This is a genomic window from Pseudomonas sp. PDM31, from assembly GCF_019218965.1.
In the GTDB taxonomy this organism is placed as follows: Bacteria; Pseudomonadota; Gammaproteobacteria; order Pseudomonadales; family Pseudomonadaceae; genus Aquipseudomonas.
Map to the genome: position 1 here is coordinate 620,977 of NZ_JAHUWS010000001.1, position 15,502 is coordinate 636,478.

Below are 15,502 nucleotides of genomic sequence, written 5' to 3' on the forward strand. Positions count from 1 at the left end.
CAATAAAAAGGAAGACCATGCAGATCTTTCAAGTGTTGATCATCGGCAGCGGATTTGGCGGCCAGTGCGCAGCGATCAATTTACTCAAGGCAGGCATCACCGATATTCGCCTGCTGGAGCGGCGGGACTTCTTCGGTGGCACCTGGTGCCAGAACACCTATCCCGGCGCGGCGGTCGACGTACCCTCGCCCCTGTATTCGCTGTCGTTCGCGCCCTACCGCTGGACGCAGATGTTTGCCGGCCAAGCCGAACTGCACCGCTACACCCACCATGTGGCCAAGCAGTTCGGCCTGCAGGACAAGGTCGAACTGGGCGCCGATGTGCTGGGCGTCGAATGGGACGAGCAACAGCGCCACTGGACCGTGCACACCGCCGGCAAAGGCACGTTCTGCGCGCAATTTCTGATCAATGCCAGCGGGCCGCTGAGCCAACCGGTGATACCGCATTTCGACGGCCAGGAGCGATTTCAGGGCAAGACGTTTCATACCAACAACTGGGATCATTCCTACGACTATCGGCAAAAACGCGTGGCCATCGTCGGCAGTGGCGCCAGTGCGGCACAGGTGATCCCGACGATTGCCCCGGACGTCGAGCACTTGCACGTCTTCCAGCGCACGCCGCACTGGGTATTACCCCGTGCTGACCGCACCTTCGGGCGCTTCCAGCGTTGGCTGCTCGGCCTCAAACCCGCCTACAAGCTGCTGCGCTGGATGATCTACTGGCAGTTCGAAACCCGGGTGATCGCCTTCAAGTACTCCAAACCTGCCGTGCGCATGGTCCAGCAGCATGCCCTGCGCTTTATCAAGCGTCAGGTGCCGGACGCTGAACTGCGGCGCAAACTGACGCCGGACTACAGCATCGGCTGCAAGCGGGTGATCGTCTCAAGCACCCTCTACCCGGCGCTGGGCCGCAGCAATGTGACGCTGCACAGCCGCGAGCAAGGCATCGCCGCCCTCGACGAAACCGGCATCATCACTCGGGACGGCCAGCATATCGATGTCGATCTGATCGTCTGGTCCACTGGCTACGACGCCACCGACGGGGTGATTTCCTACCCGGTAACGGGGAAAAACCGCACCCGCCTCAAGGATGTCTGGGCGCAGTACCCGCGTGCCTACCTCGGCACCGCCCTGCCGGACTTTCCCAACCTGTTTATCGTGACCGGCCCGAACACCGGGATTGGCCATACATCGGCGCTGTTCATCATCGAATCCCAGATGAACTACATCCTTGATTGCATTCGCACCTTGCAAACCCGGGGTTTGCGCTCCATCGAAGTTCGCCCCGAGGCGGAACGTACCTACACTGAAATGATTCACCGGGAAATGGAGCGCACTGTATGGAAATCCGGTGGATGCCACAGTTGGTATCAAAGCAGGAGCGGTCATGTGATCGCCATGTTTCCGGGGTTCAGTTTCAGCTACCACCGCTTGACCCGAGCCCTGAAACCCGCCGATCACATTTTGTCCTGAGCACTGAAAAGGGAGACGCGTGATGCTTTTACTGGTCGTCGTTATCGCAGTTTTCGCGGCCTGGAGCTGGCTGACTTACCCGGCCATAGGCTACTGGCTTTATGACTTGAACATGGCGGCCGAGGCCAAGCTGTATCGGCTGCATAAAATCGTCGTGCCCATTGCCGAGATGACCGTTTCGACCTGGCAAGGGGGGCCCTATGAAGCTACCAGCAATGTCCTGATGCTCCACGGCTTCAGCGCCGACAAGAACATCTGGCTGCGCTTCGCCCGACACTTTGTCGGCAGCCACCGGGTGATCATCCCGGATATCGCCGGCCACGGCGAAACCGGTTTCAAGGCCGGCGGCGGCTACGACATTGCGCTGCAGGCCAAGCGCATGATCCAGTTGCTTGATGTCTGCGGGGTCGAGAAAGTCCATGTGATCGGCAATTCGATGGGCGGCTACCTGGCTGCCTGGCTGGCGGCGACGTACCCGGAGCGGATCGTTTCGCTCGCCCTGATCGACCCGGCCGGCGTGACCTCCCCGGAGCCGAGTGACCTGGAGCGGCATTTGGCCAAGGGCCACAACCCGTTTCTGATTCACTCACGCGAAGAGTTCCGCAGCTTCTACGCCATGACCATGGCCACGCCGCCATGGGTGCCCAAGGTGGTGCTCGACGCCATCGCCCAGCGCTACGAACAATCGCGCGATGAACTGGAGGAAATCTTCCGCGATTTTCGCGCCAGCCCGTCGATGGAACCCATGCTGCCCGACATTACCGCGCCGGCGCTGCTGCTGTGGGGACGCAAGGACCGGCTGATCGACGTCAGCAGCGTGGCGATCTGGAGCAAGGGTATCGCCGACCTGCGCGTACACATATGGGATGCCGTCGGCCACATGCCCATGGTCGAAGCGCCTTCCGGGACGGCGCATCTTTATCGCGAGTTTTTGGCATCGCTGCGTTCGGAGAGCCCGCAGGATCAACGACTGCACTGAGCGTTCAGTCGTTTGCAGAATGAAGTTCGTCAGAAACTTCGTTTGTCGGCGTCGCTGAAGGCTGCGATCTTTTGCGCATACTCTACGTCACCGTGCCAGGAATCCTGTTCATGAACCAGCCAAGCTTCGTCAGCCCTGACCTGATCCGTCAACGCTTCTCCAAAGCGATGTCCGACATGTACCGCGAAGAAGTGCCGTTATACGGCGCGTTGATGGAACTGGTGGAGCAAACCAACCGCGGGGTGCTCGATAGCGCCCCGGACATCGCGCGACAACTGCACAACACCGGTGAAATCGAACGCCTGGACCTGGAACGGCACGGGGCGATTCGCGTCGGTACCGCCGCCGAACTGGCCACCCTCGCCCGCCTGTTCGCGGTGATGGGCATGTTGCCGGTGGGCTATTACGACCTGACCCCGGCCGGGGTGCCGGTGCATTCCACGGCATTTCGCGCCGTGCATGAGGCGTCGTTGCAGGTCAGTCCGTTTCGCGTATTCACCTCGCTGCTGCGCCTGGAACTCATTGAAGACCCGCAGCTGCGGGCGTTCGCCCAGTCTGTACTCGACCAACGCTCGATCTTTACCCCGGCGGCACTCGCCCTCATCGAGCGGGCCGAAAACCAGGGAGGCCTGACCGAACAGGAGGCCGCAGACTTCGTCAAAGAGGCACTGGAAACCTTCCGCTGGCATCACAGCGCCACCGTCACCGGCGAACAGTATCAACAACTCAGTGCCCAGCATCGCCTGGTTGCCGACGTGGTGGCGTTCAAGGGCCCGCACATCAACCACCTCACGCCGCGCACCCTGGACATCGACATCGTCCAGACGCAGATGCCGGCCCACGGCATCACCCCCAAAGCAGTGATCGAAGGCCCACCTCGCCGGCAGTGCCCGATCCTGCTGCGCCAGACCAGTTTCAAAGCCCTGGACGAGCCCATCGCCTTCAACGATCAAGCCGATGCTCGCGGCAGCCACAGCGCCCGCTTCGGAGAAATAGAACAACGCGGCGCCGCCCTCACCCCCAAGGGCCGAGCGCTTTACGACCGCTTGCTCAATGCCGCCCGGGACGAACTCAAGGACTTCCCCAACGAAGCCAACGCCGCGCGCTACAACGCACTGATGGCGCAACATTTCAGTGAATTCCCCGACAGCTACGAAGGCATGCGCCAACAGGATCTGGCGTATTTCCGCTACTTCGTGACCGATAAAGGCCTGGCCGCAAGCAACCTCAAAACCTTGACTCTGGAGGCTTTGCTGGAGAACGGTTATCTGCGGATAGAACCCCTGGTGTACGAAGACTTCCTGCCGGTCAGTGCGGCGGGGATATTTCAGTCGAATCTGGGAGACTCGGCTCAAACCCATTATGGCGTGCACTCCAACCAGCAAGTGTTTGAAGCGGCCCTGGGGCGTTCGACCATTGATGAACTGGGGTTGTATGCCGAAAGTCAGCGGCGATCGATCGAACAGTGTTTTGCGGCACTGGATCAGTAACGCTAGAGAAAACCTGGCTTGGGCAATGCACAAAAAACAATTGTAAAAAACGGTATGAAAAAAGGGCGACTTTCAAGTCGCCCTTTTATATACCTGAAATTTTTGATAAAGATTTTTTTGATAAAAGGGTCCGCCCAGTGTAATGACCTCGGCAATCCATGCACTGGTAAAGAGCCGTGACACCGGGCGAACGAAAAGTATTTTAGTAGAAGTGGGTAATTGTGCGCGCGAAATAAAGATGAAATTTTCGACACAATATTTAACAACATGACTTAACAACATGTCGACTTACATACTAAGAGACAACCGACATAAACTCACCGGTTAGAACATACAAGTTTGATTGTTCTTGTACAAAAAATCTGTACAAGAACAATCAACGTGTTGGTCTGTTGCGCAAGGCTTAGTGCGCGCTGGTCACTTTCAAGATATCGGTGTAGGTGACATTGACGGTTTGCCCGACTTTCATGTCTTTGAGTTTCGCCTGGACTTCTGGTTTCTTGACGTCGACGGTTTTCGATTCGCCGGCCGGGTTTTCGAAGGTCACCTGGTTTTTCTTCACGTCAATTGCGGTGATTTTCAGCTGTACTTGCACCTGGCGGTAAGCTTCGCCGCCTGGACTGTCGCTGCCTGGTGCGGCGCGAACTTCTCCGGTTTTTTCAACGGTACCCGGCAGGCCTTTGTCGACATCGGTGTCAAAGTCGGCTACGACGGCGCTGGCGACCTCGATGTCGACTTTGTCGCCTGCTTTCAGTTTGTCGAGGTTTTTCGCCTTGTCGGTCAACTGCACGGGGAACTCATTACCGTCCGGTCCCTTAAGCACCACATGATGCTTGGCGGCATCAACCGAAACGACTGTGGTAGTGACCTTTTCAGCTACCACTACGGAAGACAGCGGAATATTTTCAGCAACCGCAGCGAAGCTGGTGGTAGACAGCAAGGTAGCGAGAGCGATGGCTTTGGTCAGTGCGTGACGTTTCATAAGGTGAACTTTCCCTGTGGTAAATGGCAACAAACCGCGCTGTACCTAGGTTCAACGCGGCGTGTGGGATGAGCATAGACGGTGTTTCGGGAGTTTTCGCTGTTTCTTGCGCGAGGGAGTCGCCACAGGGGTGTTTTCAGCGTTTTCCTTGCTTCAGGTCAGGTTAGTGGATCGCAGCGTACCGTTACCGTGTGGGATTTGACCAAGGCCCGAGGTATCTCCTCAGGCTTGAGGGTCATTCACTTGCTCGGTGACATTGATGGCGGGCGAATCTTTGTGGGACTGCTCGGCCTTGTCCTTAAGGGCCTGCCACTGTTCGAGGTCGATGGCGCCCTGCCCCAGCAAATCATCGGCCAGCCTTTGCAGTTCGCTGAAGTGCGCATCGGGGGATTGTTGCCAGTAGGCCCTGTCGTCGAACAGGCGCTGCCACGAGGCGAGGTCGGGTGGCTTGAGGTCGTCGCTCATGAAATGGGCTCCCGTGGGGTTCAATAGGGTAGAGGTTGTGCGCAATGGGGAGTTCCGGGGAAAATCAGTACCCCGTCATTTCCAGGTACCCCTGCCCTGCATGACTGCCACTGAGCCGCACCGGCCCCTCCCAATACGCAATGCGCAAATCCATCCAGGCATTCGGATTGAGCGCGGTAAGGGTGATATCGACGTGTTTTTCGGGAATGCTGATCGACCAGCGAATGGGCATCTTGCGTCCGGCCACCGTGGCGGTTTCTTGCGGCGTGAGATGGATGTCGCGGGCGCTCAATAGCTGCGTCTGACCCTGGGCGTCGATCCAGGTGCCGGTGATGTATGGCTCACCGTCCTTTTGCCGCATGCGATAGAGCATCAGCTGTTCGCCTCCGGCCAGGTGCAGGGAAAACCAGTCCCAGCCAGTCTGGTTGGCCGTCAGCGGTTGGCTGCTCCATTCGCGGTCGAGCCAGGCCGGGCCGTTGACCTGGAAGGTTTTGCCGTCGATCTCCAGGGTGCCGCTGGCCTGGAAGAACGGCTGGCTGTAATAGTACGAGGCCTGGCCCTGTTCGGATTTCTGGCTGAATCCCTTGACCCCCTGCAGCACCAGAGGGAGCGTCGAGGTCAGCCGCAGTTCGTAGCTGAACCCCTTGTCACGGGCGCTGAGTCGCACATCGGCCAAGGGATTGTCGGCAGACGCCTGACTGCTCAAACTCCAGTCGTCGATCCACGCGATCAACGGATGCAGGCTTACCCCGGCCTGGCCCACGCCACCACGGGCGTAGCGTTGCGCGGCGTGATGCACCGTAGCCGAGGTCACCGCCGCGTGGCCGAGCCAAATGGTCTGATTACTCCAGCCGCAGGTTTGTGGAACGGCGCTCAGGGCGCTGCGAAACAGCGTCCATTGCGCACCGAACTCACGGCCCTGATCGTCCTTCAGGTTGGCGGTGACGTACCACCACTCGATGCGAAAACCTTCATGCGCGCCATGGTCCGCCGGAAAGCTGAACACTCGACCGGGCACTACCGGATTGAATGTGGCGGCCTGGTCGCCCAGCCCGGCGAAGCCTTTTTCCGGCGGCTGCACTTGATCGCAACCGCTAGCCAGCATTGCCAACAGCAGCAGGCCAATTCTAATCCTCATGGGCAAAGGTCCTCAGCAAGTCCGCCGGTTGCGTGCGGTACAAGCTGTACAGCGGCCACGCCGAAGCCAGCAGCGTCGCCATTATCGCCAGCCCCATCAACTGCAACAATTGCACCGGGTACACCCGCAACGGCAGGCGCCAGCCAAAAGCCTGCACGTTGATCACCGTATCCAGGCACCAGGCCAGGACGATGCCCAACGGCAATGCCAGGACCAGGGTCAGCAGCGCCAGCAACCAGGTTTGCCCCAGATTGAGCAGCATCAGTTGCCGACGCGTCACGCCCAGCGCCCAAAGTGGCGCCAGTTGCCCTAGACGGCTCTGGCTTTGAGTCAGCAGACTGATGAACAATGCTACCCCGGCCACGCACAGGGTCAGACTGTTGAGTGCAGCGGTAGCGGCGAAGGTGCGCTCGAAAACCTGGCTGGACCAGTCCTTGAGCCGCGCCTGATCGACAATGCGGCTGTCGTCCAGGTTGAAGCGCGCCTGCAGCGCGGTGACGAACACCGGGATCGCCGCCGGCTCGATACGCAGGTTGAAACGCTTGGGAGCAAGCTGCGGCCAGTGGCGCAGCAGGTGGTTGGCATTGACCAGGATGTGCCCCCCGGGATTGCCGTAATCGGCGTAGATGCCGACGATCCGTGGTGACCAGGATCCGTTTGGCGTCGGCAGCGTCAAGTGGTCGCCCAGATGCAGGCGCAGCCGCCGCGCCAGCTGTTCACTGAGCATCAGCGTATCGTCGCCGGCCAGATGATCCCAAGGCCGCTCGTCGAGGGTCTCCAACAGCGGCCAGTGCTGGCGATAGGTCGGGTGGTCGATCACGCCGAACACCTCTGCGGGCCAACCCTGCAACTGGATCGACACCTGCCAGTTGGGCAGCACCGCGGTCAGATACGGCTGCTGTATGAGCCAGCTGTGCAGCTCCCGGGCCTGTGCCGGGTCCTGAGGGTTAAGGTACAGCTCGGCGGTCAGCCGCTGCTCGAGCCAGTCGCTGAAGGTCTGGCGAAAACCGCCGGTCATGCTGCCGGCGCCGATGTTCGCCGCCAATGCCAGCAGCAGCGCCATCAAGGCCAGGCTCAGGCTTGGCAATTGCTGACGACAATCGGCAAGAAACCATTGCCCGAGCACCGAGCGACTGCGCTGCAACCCAAGGTTGAGCACGCTACTGAGCAGCACCGGCAATGCCAGCGCGGCCCCGATCAACAGTGCAGCCATCAACACGAAGCCGCTGACCAGGCTGTCGCCAAAAAACAGCGCCAGCACCGCGATCACTCCGGCCAGGCACGCCGCCCAGGCCTGGCGTCGCAACCACCGCGCATGAGCCTGATGCCACGCTTGCGGGGCGGCCAGGGCCAACAAGGGCAAACGCGCGGCGCGCAGCAGACTGCCCGCCCCGGCCAGCAAGGCACCCAACAGGCTCAGACCGATGCCGCTCAACCACCACAGAGGGCTCAGGTTCAACTGCCCCGCCACTTCGGCGCCGTACAACCCACGCAAACTGGCAGCGACGTCCGGCAACAGCATACCGGCCAGCAGGTAGCCGCTGACGACCCCAGCCACACCGCCGATCAGGGCCAGCGCGCCGAGCTCGACAGCGAGGCAGGTGATCAACATCCGCGCGCTGACGCCGCAGGCGCGCAAGGTCCGCAGCAGGCCCCGGCGTTGCTCCAGCGCCAGGCCGATCGCGGCATGCACGATGAACAGCCCGACCACGAACGACAGCACCCCCAGGGCATCGAGGTTGAGGTGGAAGCTTTCGGTCAGGCGCGCCAGATTGTTTTCTTCGCCGCCGGACCTGAACTGCAGTTGGCCTTTGAACGGTTCGGGCAGTGGCGCGTTGAAGTCCTTTGGCAGCAGCAGGCGCGACAGCTGGCCCGGCAACTCCAGCACCTGTTGGGCGAAACCAATGTCCATCAGCAGCAGGCCGGGGGCCATTTCAGCTTGGACCTGCAGGGGGGGTAATGCCTGGCCATTGGCGGCAACCGGGCACTCGCCCTCATGCATGGCCAACGCCTGCAGGGTCTGCGGCGCAATCCAGGTGCGCCCCGGCGCACTGAAAAAACCAACGACCTGCTCGATGGCCAGAGCCTGTCCTGCCACCGCCGCCCCGCTCGGCAGCGACACCGGCTCGATGCCCATCAGCTGCAAACGCTGCTCCTCATGGCCCTTGAGCGTGACCCGGCCTTGCAGCAGTGGTGACACCGGCCACCCTGCGCGGCGCAGATCGACGAACAGTTGCTGGGAAAAGGTCCCGCCCCCCGGCGCGCTGAGGCTGGACTGGGGTTCACCGCCGATCAACTGGCTGGCCCGGGCATAGCTGTCGCGCGCCTGGCTGTTGAGCGCCTGCACGCCCGCCAGCAGACTGGTCGCCAGCCACAAACCGGTCAGCACGCTGAAAAACTGCACCGGATGCCGCCGCCAATGACTGAGCAGCGCCTGCAGGGTGACGCCGAAGATGCGCATATCAGTGTTCAGCCACAGCGGCCAGGCGACCACCGTGCAGCACCACCTTTTCCGCCAGGCGCGCCGCTACAGCGGGACTGTGGGTGACCATCAGCAGGGTCGTGGGACTGTCGTCGAGCAGCTCCAGCAGCAACGTCAACACCTCGGCACTGGTGGCTTCATCAAGGCTGCCGGTGGGTTCGTCGGCCAGCAACAGTTCAGGTTGCGAGGCCAGGGCGCGGCCCAGCGCTACCCGTTGCTGTTGACCGCCTGAGAGTTGTTCCGGGTAACGCTGCAGCAAGTCGCCCAGACCCAGGCGGTGTACCAGATGCGCTTGCCAGCGTGGGTTGTGGCGCCCCGCCAGACGCGCCTGAATTGCCAGATTGTCTTCGACGCGCAAGCTGCCGATCAGGTTGAATTGCTGGAACACCAGGCCGATCTGGCTGCGCCGCCAGTTCGCCAGTTGCCCTTCATTCATCTGTTCCAGCCGGTATTCGCCACTGCGAATGCTGCCGGAGTCGACCTGGTCGAGCCCGGCGATCAGGTGAAGCAAGGTGCTTTTGCCGCTGCCCGACTCGCCCATCAGCGCCAGGCTGCTGCCGGGCCTGAGCGTCAGATCGACGCCTTGCAGCACCGGCAACGGCCCCTGGGCTGTGGCGTAGCTTTTGAAAACGCCGCGGACTTCTAGCATGGGATGACCCGTTCAATAAGCCTGGGCCAAGGATAGCGGCCCTGAATGGTTTTTGTCCGGTGACGCTTTTGCCAGTCCCTGACGACGGCGGCCCTGGCGATGAACGATGCGGTGCTGACCGTTGGGCACCCTATCCCCTGTGGGAGCTGGCTTGCCTGCGATGGCGGCCTGTCAGTCAGCAGTGATGTCGAATGTGCCGGCCTCATCGCGAGCAAGCCCGCTCCCACAGTAAATCTGCAGCGGACACAAAATCTGCGTACGACCACAAACACTGTGGGAGCTGGCCTGCCAGCGATGGCGGTCTGTCAGTCAGCAGTGATGTCGAATGTGCCGGCCTCATCGCGAGCAAGCCCGCTCCCACATTAAATCTGGAGCGGACACAAAATCTGCGTACGACCACAAACACTGTGGGAGCTGGCCTGCCAGCGATGGCGGCCTGTCAGTCACCAGTGATGTCGAATGTGCCGGCCTCATCGCGAGCAAGCCCGCTCCCACAGTAAATCTGGAGCGGACACAAAATCTGCGTACGACCACAAACCCTGTGGGAGCTGGCTTGCCTGCGATGGCGGTCTGTCTGTCAGCAGTGATGTCGAATGTGCCGGCCTCATCGCGAGCAAGCCCGCTCCCACAGTAAAATCTGCAGCAGTCACAAAATCTGCGTACGACCACAAACACTGTGGGAGCTGGCCTGCCAGCGATGGCGGCCTGTCAGTCACCAGTGATGTCGAATGTGCCGGGCTCATCGCGGGCAAGCCCGCTCCCACAGTTTGATCTTCGGTGAATGCCAAGCCTGTGCCCGCCACGGATCCCTTGTGCGAGCCTGCTCACGATGGCGGTGCCTGAGGTGGCCGGGAAATTAAGCGCGCCGATTCATGGCCGCTGATTTTGCGTACTGCCATTTTCCAGCTACAAATGACCAGTGGTGAAGTGTCCTGGATCCAGACAGTGAATGTCACGGGGGAGGATGTCGATGGATGGTTCCACTGAGAAGGATGGTCAGGCGCATGACTCAAGGCAAATACCGCTCCGACATCGACGGGCTGCGGGCTGTAGCGGTGATTGCGGTGTTCTTGCATCACCTGGGCAGCAGCTTGTTACCCGGCGGCTTCGTTGGCGTCGATATCTTCTTTGTGATCTCCGGGTTCCTGATCACCTCCCAGGTGTTTTCCGAAGTCAAACGCAATGCCTTCTCGCTGAAGGGCTTTTACCAGCGCCGCATCAACCGCATCGTTCCGGCGCTGGTCACAGTGTTGTTGGCGACAGTAATCCTGGGCGCCTTCATCCTGTCTCCGGTGGACCTGGTCCGGCTCAATGTCAGCGCCCTGCTCTCGCTGTTGGGTGTTTCCAACGTGTACATCTGGGTCAAGTACGGTAACTACTTCGCCGCCGATGCCAGTGAAGCGCCGCTGCTGCATACCTGGTCGCTGGGTATTGAAGAGCAGTTCTATGTGATCTGGCCGCTGTTCATCGTCTTGCTTTATCGCCTGGCGCCGCGCTACGTGCTGCCGGTGCTGGCCATTGGCGTGGTGGCTGCGGTGGGCGTTTCCGAATATGCCACCGGGGTCTTCGCGACGGCCGCCTACTACCTGCTGCCCACGCGCTTTTTCGAACTGATGCTGGGTGGATTGCTCGGGATCTATCTGCACCAGCCGCGGGTCATCGGCAAACTGGCGGCCCATGGTCTTGCCCTGGCGGGTTACCTGTTGATCGGCTTCTCGCTGTTTGCCCTGAACGCCAATTCCACCTTCCCCGGGTTCAACGCCCTGATTCCCTGCCTCGGTGCTGCCTTGCTGATTCTCGCGGGTAGCGGTGACCGGCATTCACGCCTGCTCACCAGCCGGCCGATGGTGTTCATCGGCCTGATTTCCTATTCGTTGTACCTGTGGCACTGGCCCTTGATTGCCTACCTGAACTACCTGGGCATCGCCATCGACCTGCCAGTGGCGACGCTGCTGATCGCCGCCTCGATCCTGCTCTCGTGGCTGTCCTGGCGATTTGTCGAGGTGCCTTTTCGGCGCAACGGGGCGACCTGGCAGTTTTCCCGGGTGTTCACCCGCCGCTTTGCCCTGCCGGCCCTGGGGCTGGCCGCAGTGGCGGCGCTGAGTCTGCAGTTCAACGGTTTTCCACAACGCTTCGGAACGGGGGTTTCGGCGCTTGAGGCCATGACCCTGAGCAAGCCCAGCGAGATTCGCAGCGGCTGTCACGTCCCCAATGCGCTGTACAACAAAGCCCCCAACGACAACTGCCGCCTGGGCGCGAAAAAGGACGGGGTGGACGGCATCATGATCGGCGACTCGTTCGCCAATCACTTCACCGGCATGGTCGATATCCTGGCCAGACCGAACGACATCGCGCTCATGGATTACACCATGGATTCGTGCCCGCCCATCATCGGCTATACCGCCGACATGCCCCCGGTGTATGCCGCCCATTGTGCGAAACGCAATGAACGGGTGTTCAGCCTGATCGAGCAGAACCAATACCGCTATGTGGTGCTGGCAGCGATCTGGCCCAAGGATTCCAGGGCCCGCGACCTGGTCGAAGCCAGTATCAAGCGCGTGGTCGAGAACAGCGGCCAGGTGATTGTCATTCTGAGCAACCAGCACATTGAAAAGGCCGCGAGCTGCCCGATCCGTCGCCTGATGTTCAACTCCAAACGCAGTTGCGCGGTGCCACAGAGTGCCTTGGCGCCCTATTGGGCGGACGTGCAGGCGAAGTTCCCGCAGGTACGATTTATCGATCCCAATCGGGTGATATGCCCGGCAGGCGTATGCAGCCCGATCATCCAGGGCAAGCTGTTGTACCTCGATGATTCGCATTTGAATGAAGTGGGGGCGCGCTTCATTGGCGACACCTTGCTCAGCCGGGGTTTCACCCTGCTGCACGACCCGGTGAAGGCGGCGAGTACCGCCGACGTGCGCCCAGCAGATGCCAGCGTCAATTGAGTCGACTGGCGCTCTCGGTGGGCGCCATTCTCGACCTCAACGCAATCAGATCGAGGCGCACTTTGTGCCTGCCTCCACCCACTCTCGCGGCCAAAGGCCGACAGATTTTTCGCCCACCTTCAATAGGCCTGATCATTGTCTTTGCAATGACCAAAAACCTTAACCGCCAATAATTTGTCGGCCCATTTTTGGCAGTAGCATTACGCCACCCAGGAACAAAAATAACCGAACTATTTAGTAAGGCGCCAAAAAAACGGTGACTCAAATCTGACACACTCGACCAGCTACAACCCTTGAATATCCTCGCTTACGACCGTCCATCGATTTATTCAAAGGTCTCACAAGCCAGCAAAATCATGGCAAACCCAAGACCAGCAGGCGTTTAGTGGCACATAGCCCCAAACCTGGGGAATGTCTTACCGATTTAACATGCCATTTTGCTGACGCACTTTCCCGAGGCTGGTCTATACCCCTTTTGGCACACATGTTTCCTCTCTCTTCTTCACCGTCTTGTGAGGCACGCCAAAATGGACGTGAGCGTTTTTGGTACGGGCTACGTCGGCCTGATACAAGCAGCGGCACTGGCCGATGTCGGACATCGGGTGCTATGTGTCGACATTGATCCGAACAAGATCAAGCAACTGCAACAAGCCGTACCGCCGATCAGTGAGCCGGGGCTGTCCAGCACGCTGGAGGAAAACATCAAGGCGGGACGGTTGTTCTTCACCACCCAGGCCAGTGATGCGGTGGAGCACGCCGAGCTGATTTTCATTGCCGTCGGGACGCCCGCCGATGAAGACGGTTCAGCCGACCTCAGCCATGTGCTCAACGTGGCCAGGCAGATTGCCGACTACATGGAGGCCGACCGCACCCTGATCATCAAGTCCACCGTGCCGGTCGGCACCGCCGACCAGGTCAGTGCCACCGCCCTTCAGGAGTTGCAGCGCCGGGGCAAGAGCGGGTTGAAAGTACGGGTGGTCTCCAACCCGGAGTTTCTCAAGGAAGGCAGCGCCCTGGCCGATTGCATGCGCCCGGACCGCATCATCATCGGCACGGCTGACGATGAGGCCCGCAGCCAGATGGCCGAGCTTTACGCGCCGTTCTGCCGTAACCATGAAAAACTGATGTTCATGGACAACCGCAGCGCCGAGCTGACCAAGTACGCAGCGAACGCGATGCTGGCTACGCGCATCAGCTTCATGAACGAACTGGCCAACCTCACCGAACTGCTCGGGGCGGACATCGAATCGGTGCGTAAAGGCATCGGGTCGGACCCGCGCATCGGTTATCACTTCATCTACCCGGGTTGCGGCTTCGGTGGTTCGTGCTTCCCCAAGGATCTGCGCGCCCTGCTGCATACCGCAGAAAACAATGGCATGCCGCTCAAATTGCTGCGCAGTGTCACAGACGTCAACGACAGTCAGCGGCATATCCTGTTCAGCAAACTGCGGGCGAAGTTTCCCGAGGGGCTCGCCGGCAAGTCCATCGCGATCTGGGGGCTGGCCTTCAAACCCAACACCGATGACATGCGCGAAGCACCCAGCCGCTATCTGATGGAAGCACTGTGGGCCGAAGGCGCGAGCGTGCAGGCCTACGACCCGGAAGCCATGTCCGAATGCCGACGCCTCTACGGCTATCGCAATGACCTGCACCTGTGCGCCACCCGCGACGACACCCTGGAAGACGCCGACGCCCTGGTGATCTGCACCGAATGGAAAAACTTTCGCGTCGTCGACTTCGATCTGCTGGCGGGCAAACTGCGCTCACGAGTGATCGTCGACGGACGCAACCTGTACAACCCTGAACAAGTCGCGGCGGCGGGTCTGCACTACAGCGGCATCGGTTTGCGCCACATCGTCCCCGAGGCTGTACGCCCATGAAAATCCTCGTCACCGGAGCGGCCGGCTTCATTGGTGCCCATTGCGTATTGCGGTTGTTGCGCGACGGGCACCAGGTGTTCGGTCTCGACAACTTCAACGACTACTACGACCCGCAACTCAAGCACGATCGCGTGCGCTGGGTGCAGGAGCAGGCCGGCCCTTTCCAGCTCTCGACGATTGACCTGGCCGATGCCACGGCCATAGAGACTCTGTTTGCCCAGGAGCTACCCGAGGTGGTCATTCACCTGGGCGCCCAGGCGGGGGTGCGTTACTCCCTGGAAAACCCGCGAGCCTACGTCGACAGCAACCTGAGCGGGTTCCTCAACATCCTCGAAAGCTGCCGCAAGCACCCGGTCAGGCATTTGATCTACGCCTCGTCCAGTTCGGTGTACGGCGCCAACCAGCACACCCCGTACTCGGTGCAGGACAACGTCGATCACCCGCTGTCGCTGTACGCCGCAACCAAGAAATCCAACGAACTGATGGCCCACAGCTACAGCCACCTGTTCGGCATTCCTTGTACCGGCCTGCGCTTTTTCACCGTGTACGGTCCGTGGGGCCGCCCCGACATGTCGCCGATCCAGTTCGCCCGGGCGATTGCCGAAGGCCAGCCACTGAAGCTGTTCAACTACGGCGAGCACCAGCGCGACTTCACCTATATCGACGACATCATCGAGAGCATCGCCCGCTTGATCGACCGTGCGCCACAGGCCAATGCGCAATGGGACCGCGAGCTACCGGACCCGGCCACCAGCATGGCGCCCTGGCGGATCTACAACATCGGCGGCCAGCATCCGGTGGAGCTGAAGGATTACCTGGCGCTAATGGAGAAACACTTGGGGCAAAAAGCCCAGGTCGAGTTGCTGCCCATGCAACCCGGCGACGTACTCAACACCTGCGCCGATGCCAGCGACCTGGCACGAGCGACCGGTTTCCAGCCGCAAATCGAGCTGGATGAGGGACTCGGGCGGTTCATCGCCTGGTTTCGCACTTACTACTGATAACTACCCATCGACCATG

General features: G+C 60.5%; 11 protein-coding genes. 6 read left to right on the forward strand and 5 right to left on the reverse strand.

Features of this window, described 5'->3' with window-relative positions:
* Nucleotides 1-17: 17 nt before the first annotated feature.
* The 3 genes from KW839_RS02500 (at nt 18) to KW839_RS02510 (ending at nt 3,941) form a co-directional block, all read left to right on the forward strand.
* On the forward strand, nt 18-1,472 hold the full coding sequence (locus tag KW839_RS02500) for an NAD(P)/FAD-dependent oxidoreductase (RefSeq protein ID WP_218423285.1): 1,455 nt from the start codon (nt 18-20) through the stop codon (nt 1,470-1,472).
* A gap of 22 nt (nt 1,473-1,494) precedes the next feature.
* Nucleotides 1,495-2,451: an alpha/beta fold hydrolase gene (locus KW839_RS02505; protein ID WP_060543685.1), complete on the forward strand. Its 957-nt coding sequence runs from the start codon at nt 1,495-1,497 to the stop codon at nt 2,449-2,451.
* A gap of 110 nt (nt 2,452-2,561) precedes the next feature.
* Complete coding sequence (locus KW839_RS02510) at nt 2,562-3,941, forward strand: VOC family protein (RefSeq protein WP_218423286.1); 1,380 nt, start codon at nt 2,562-2,564, stop codon at nt 3,939-3,941.
* A 403-nt stretch (nt 3,942-4,344) separates the two neighbouring features.
* Here the strand turns inward: KW839_RS02510 and KW839_RS02515 are convergent, their stop codons facing one another.
* From KW839_RS02515 to KW839_RS02535, 5 genes are all read right to left on the reverse strand, one after another.
* Nucleotides 4,345-4,923, reverse strand: coding sequence for a hypothetical protein (locus KW839_RS02515; protein ID WP_218423287.1), 579 nt, complete (start codon nt 4,921-4,923; stop codon nt 4,345-4,347).
* 222 nt (nt 4,924-5,145) lie between these two features.
* Complete coding sequence (locus KW839_RS02520) at nt 5,146-5,388, reverse strand: hypothetical protein (RefSeq protein ID WP_218423288.1); 243 nt, start codon at nt 5,386-5,388, stop codon at nt 5,146-5,148.
* 64 nt (nt 5,389-5,452) lie between these two features.
* Nucleotides 5,453-6,526, reverse strand: coding sequence for a lipocalin-like domain-containing protein (locus KW839_RS02525; RefSeq protein ID WP_218423289.1), 1,074 nt, complete (start codon nt 6,524-6,526; stop codon nt 5,453-5,455).
* Nucleotides 6,516-8,987: an ABC transporter permease gene (locus KW839_RS02530; RefSeq protein WP_218423405.1), complete on the reverse strand. Its 2,472-nt coding sequence runs from the start codon at nt 8,985-8,987 to the stop codon at nt 6,516-6,518. The genes KW839_RS02525 and KW839_RS02530 overlap by 11 nt, the downstream gene beginning before the upstream one ends.
* A 1-nt stretch (nt 8,988) precedes the next feature.
* Nucleotides 8,989-9,657 carry an ABC transporter ATP-binding protein gene (locus KW839_RS02535; RefSeq protein WP_218423290.1) on the reverse strand — a complete coding sequence of 223 codons (669 nt, stop codon included), beginning with the start codon at nt 9,655-9,657 and terminating at the stop codon, nt 8,989-8,991.
* A 1,004-nt stretch (nt 9,658-10,661) separates the two neighbouring features.
* Here KW839_RS02535 and KW839_RS02540 point away from each other — a divergent pair.
* The 3 genes from KW839_RS02540 to KW839_RS02550 all read left to right on the forward strand — a co-directional run bounded on the left by KW839_RS02540 (nt 10,662) and on the right by KW839_RS02550 (nt 15,483).
* Nucleotides 10,662-12,602 carry an acyltransferase family protein gene (locus tag KW839_RS02540; protein WP_218423291.1) on the forward strand — a complete coding sequence of 647 codons (1,941 nt, stop codon included), beginning with the start codon at nt 10,662-10,664 and terminating at the stop codon, nt 12,600-12,602.
* 527 nt (nt 12,603-13,129) lie between these two features.
* The gene (locus tag KW839_RS02545; RefSeq protein WP_218423292.1) at nt 13,130-14,482 is read left to right on the forward strand and encodes a UDP-glucose/GDP-mannose dehydrogenase family protein; all 1,353 of its coding nucleotides are present in this window, start codon (nt 13,130-13,132) and stop codon (nt 14,480-14,482) included.
* On the forward strand, nt 14,479-15,483 hold the full coding sequence (locus tag KW839_RS02550) for an NAD-dependent epimerase (RefSeq protein ID WP_218423293.1): 1,005 nt from the start codon (nt 14,479-14,481) through the stop codon (nt 15,481-15,483). Before KW839_RS02545 ends, KW839_RS02550 begins: the two co-directional genes overlap by 4 nt.
* Nucleotides 15,484-15,502: the final 19 nt, after the last annotated feature.

Bases quoted from the DNA above. Each gene is read 5' to 3' on its own strand.
- KW839_RS02500 (WP_218423285.1), top strand. From the start codon at position 18: ATGCAGATCTTTCAAGTGTTGATCATCGGCAGCGGATTTGGCGGCCAG.
- KW839_RS02505 (WP_060543685.1), top strand. From the start codon at position 1,495: ATGCTTTTACTGGTCGTCGTTATCGCAGTTTTCGCGGCCTGGAGCTGG.
- KW839_RS02510 (WP_218423286.1), top strand. From the start codon at position 2,562: ATGAACCAGCCAAGCTTCGTCAGCCCTGACCTGATCCGTCAACGCTTC.
- KW839_RS02515 (WP_218423287.1), bottom strand. From the start codon at position 4,923: ATGAAACGTCACGCACTGACCAAAGCCATCGCTCTCGCTACCTTGCTG.
- KW839_RS02520 (WP_218423288.1), bottom strand. From the start codon at position 5,388: ATGAGCGACGACCTCAAGCCACCCGACCTCGCCTCGTGGCAGCGCCTG.
- KW839_RS02525 (WP_218423289.1), bottom strand. From the start codon at position 6,526: ATGAGGATTAGAATTGGCCTGCTGCTGTTGGCAATGCTGGCTAGCGGT.
- KW839_RS02530 (WP_218423405.1), bottom strand. From the start codon at position 8,987: ATGCGCATCTTCGGCGTCACCCTGCAGGCGCTGCTCAGTCATTGGCGG.
- KW839_RS02535 (WP_218423290.1), bottom strand. From the start codon at position 9,657: ATGCTAGAAGTCCGCGGCGTTTTCAAAAGCTACGCCACAGCCCAGGGG.
- KW839_RS02540 (WP_218423291.1), top strand. From the start codon at position 10,662: ATGACTCAAGGCAAATACCGCTCCGACATCGACGGGCTGCGGGCTGTA.
- KW839_RS02545 (WP_218423292.1), top strand. From the start codon at position 13,130: ATGGACGTGAGCGTTTTTGGTACGGGCTACGTCGGCCTGATACAAGCA.
- KW839_RS02550 (WP_218423293.1), top strand. From the start codon at position 14,479: ATGAAAATCCTCGTCACCGGAGCGGCCGGCTTCATTGGTGCCCATTGC.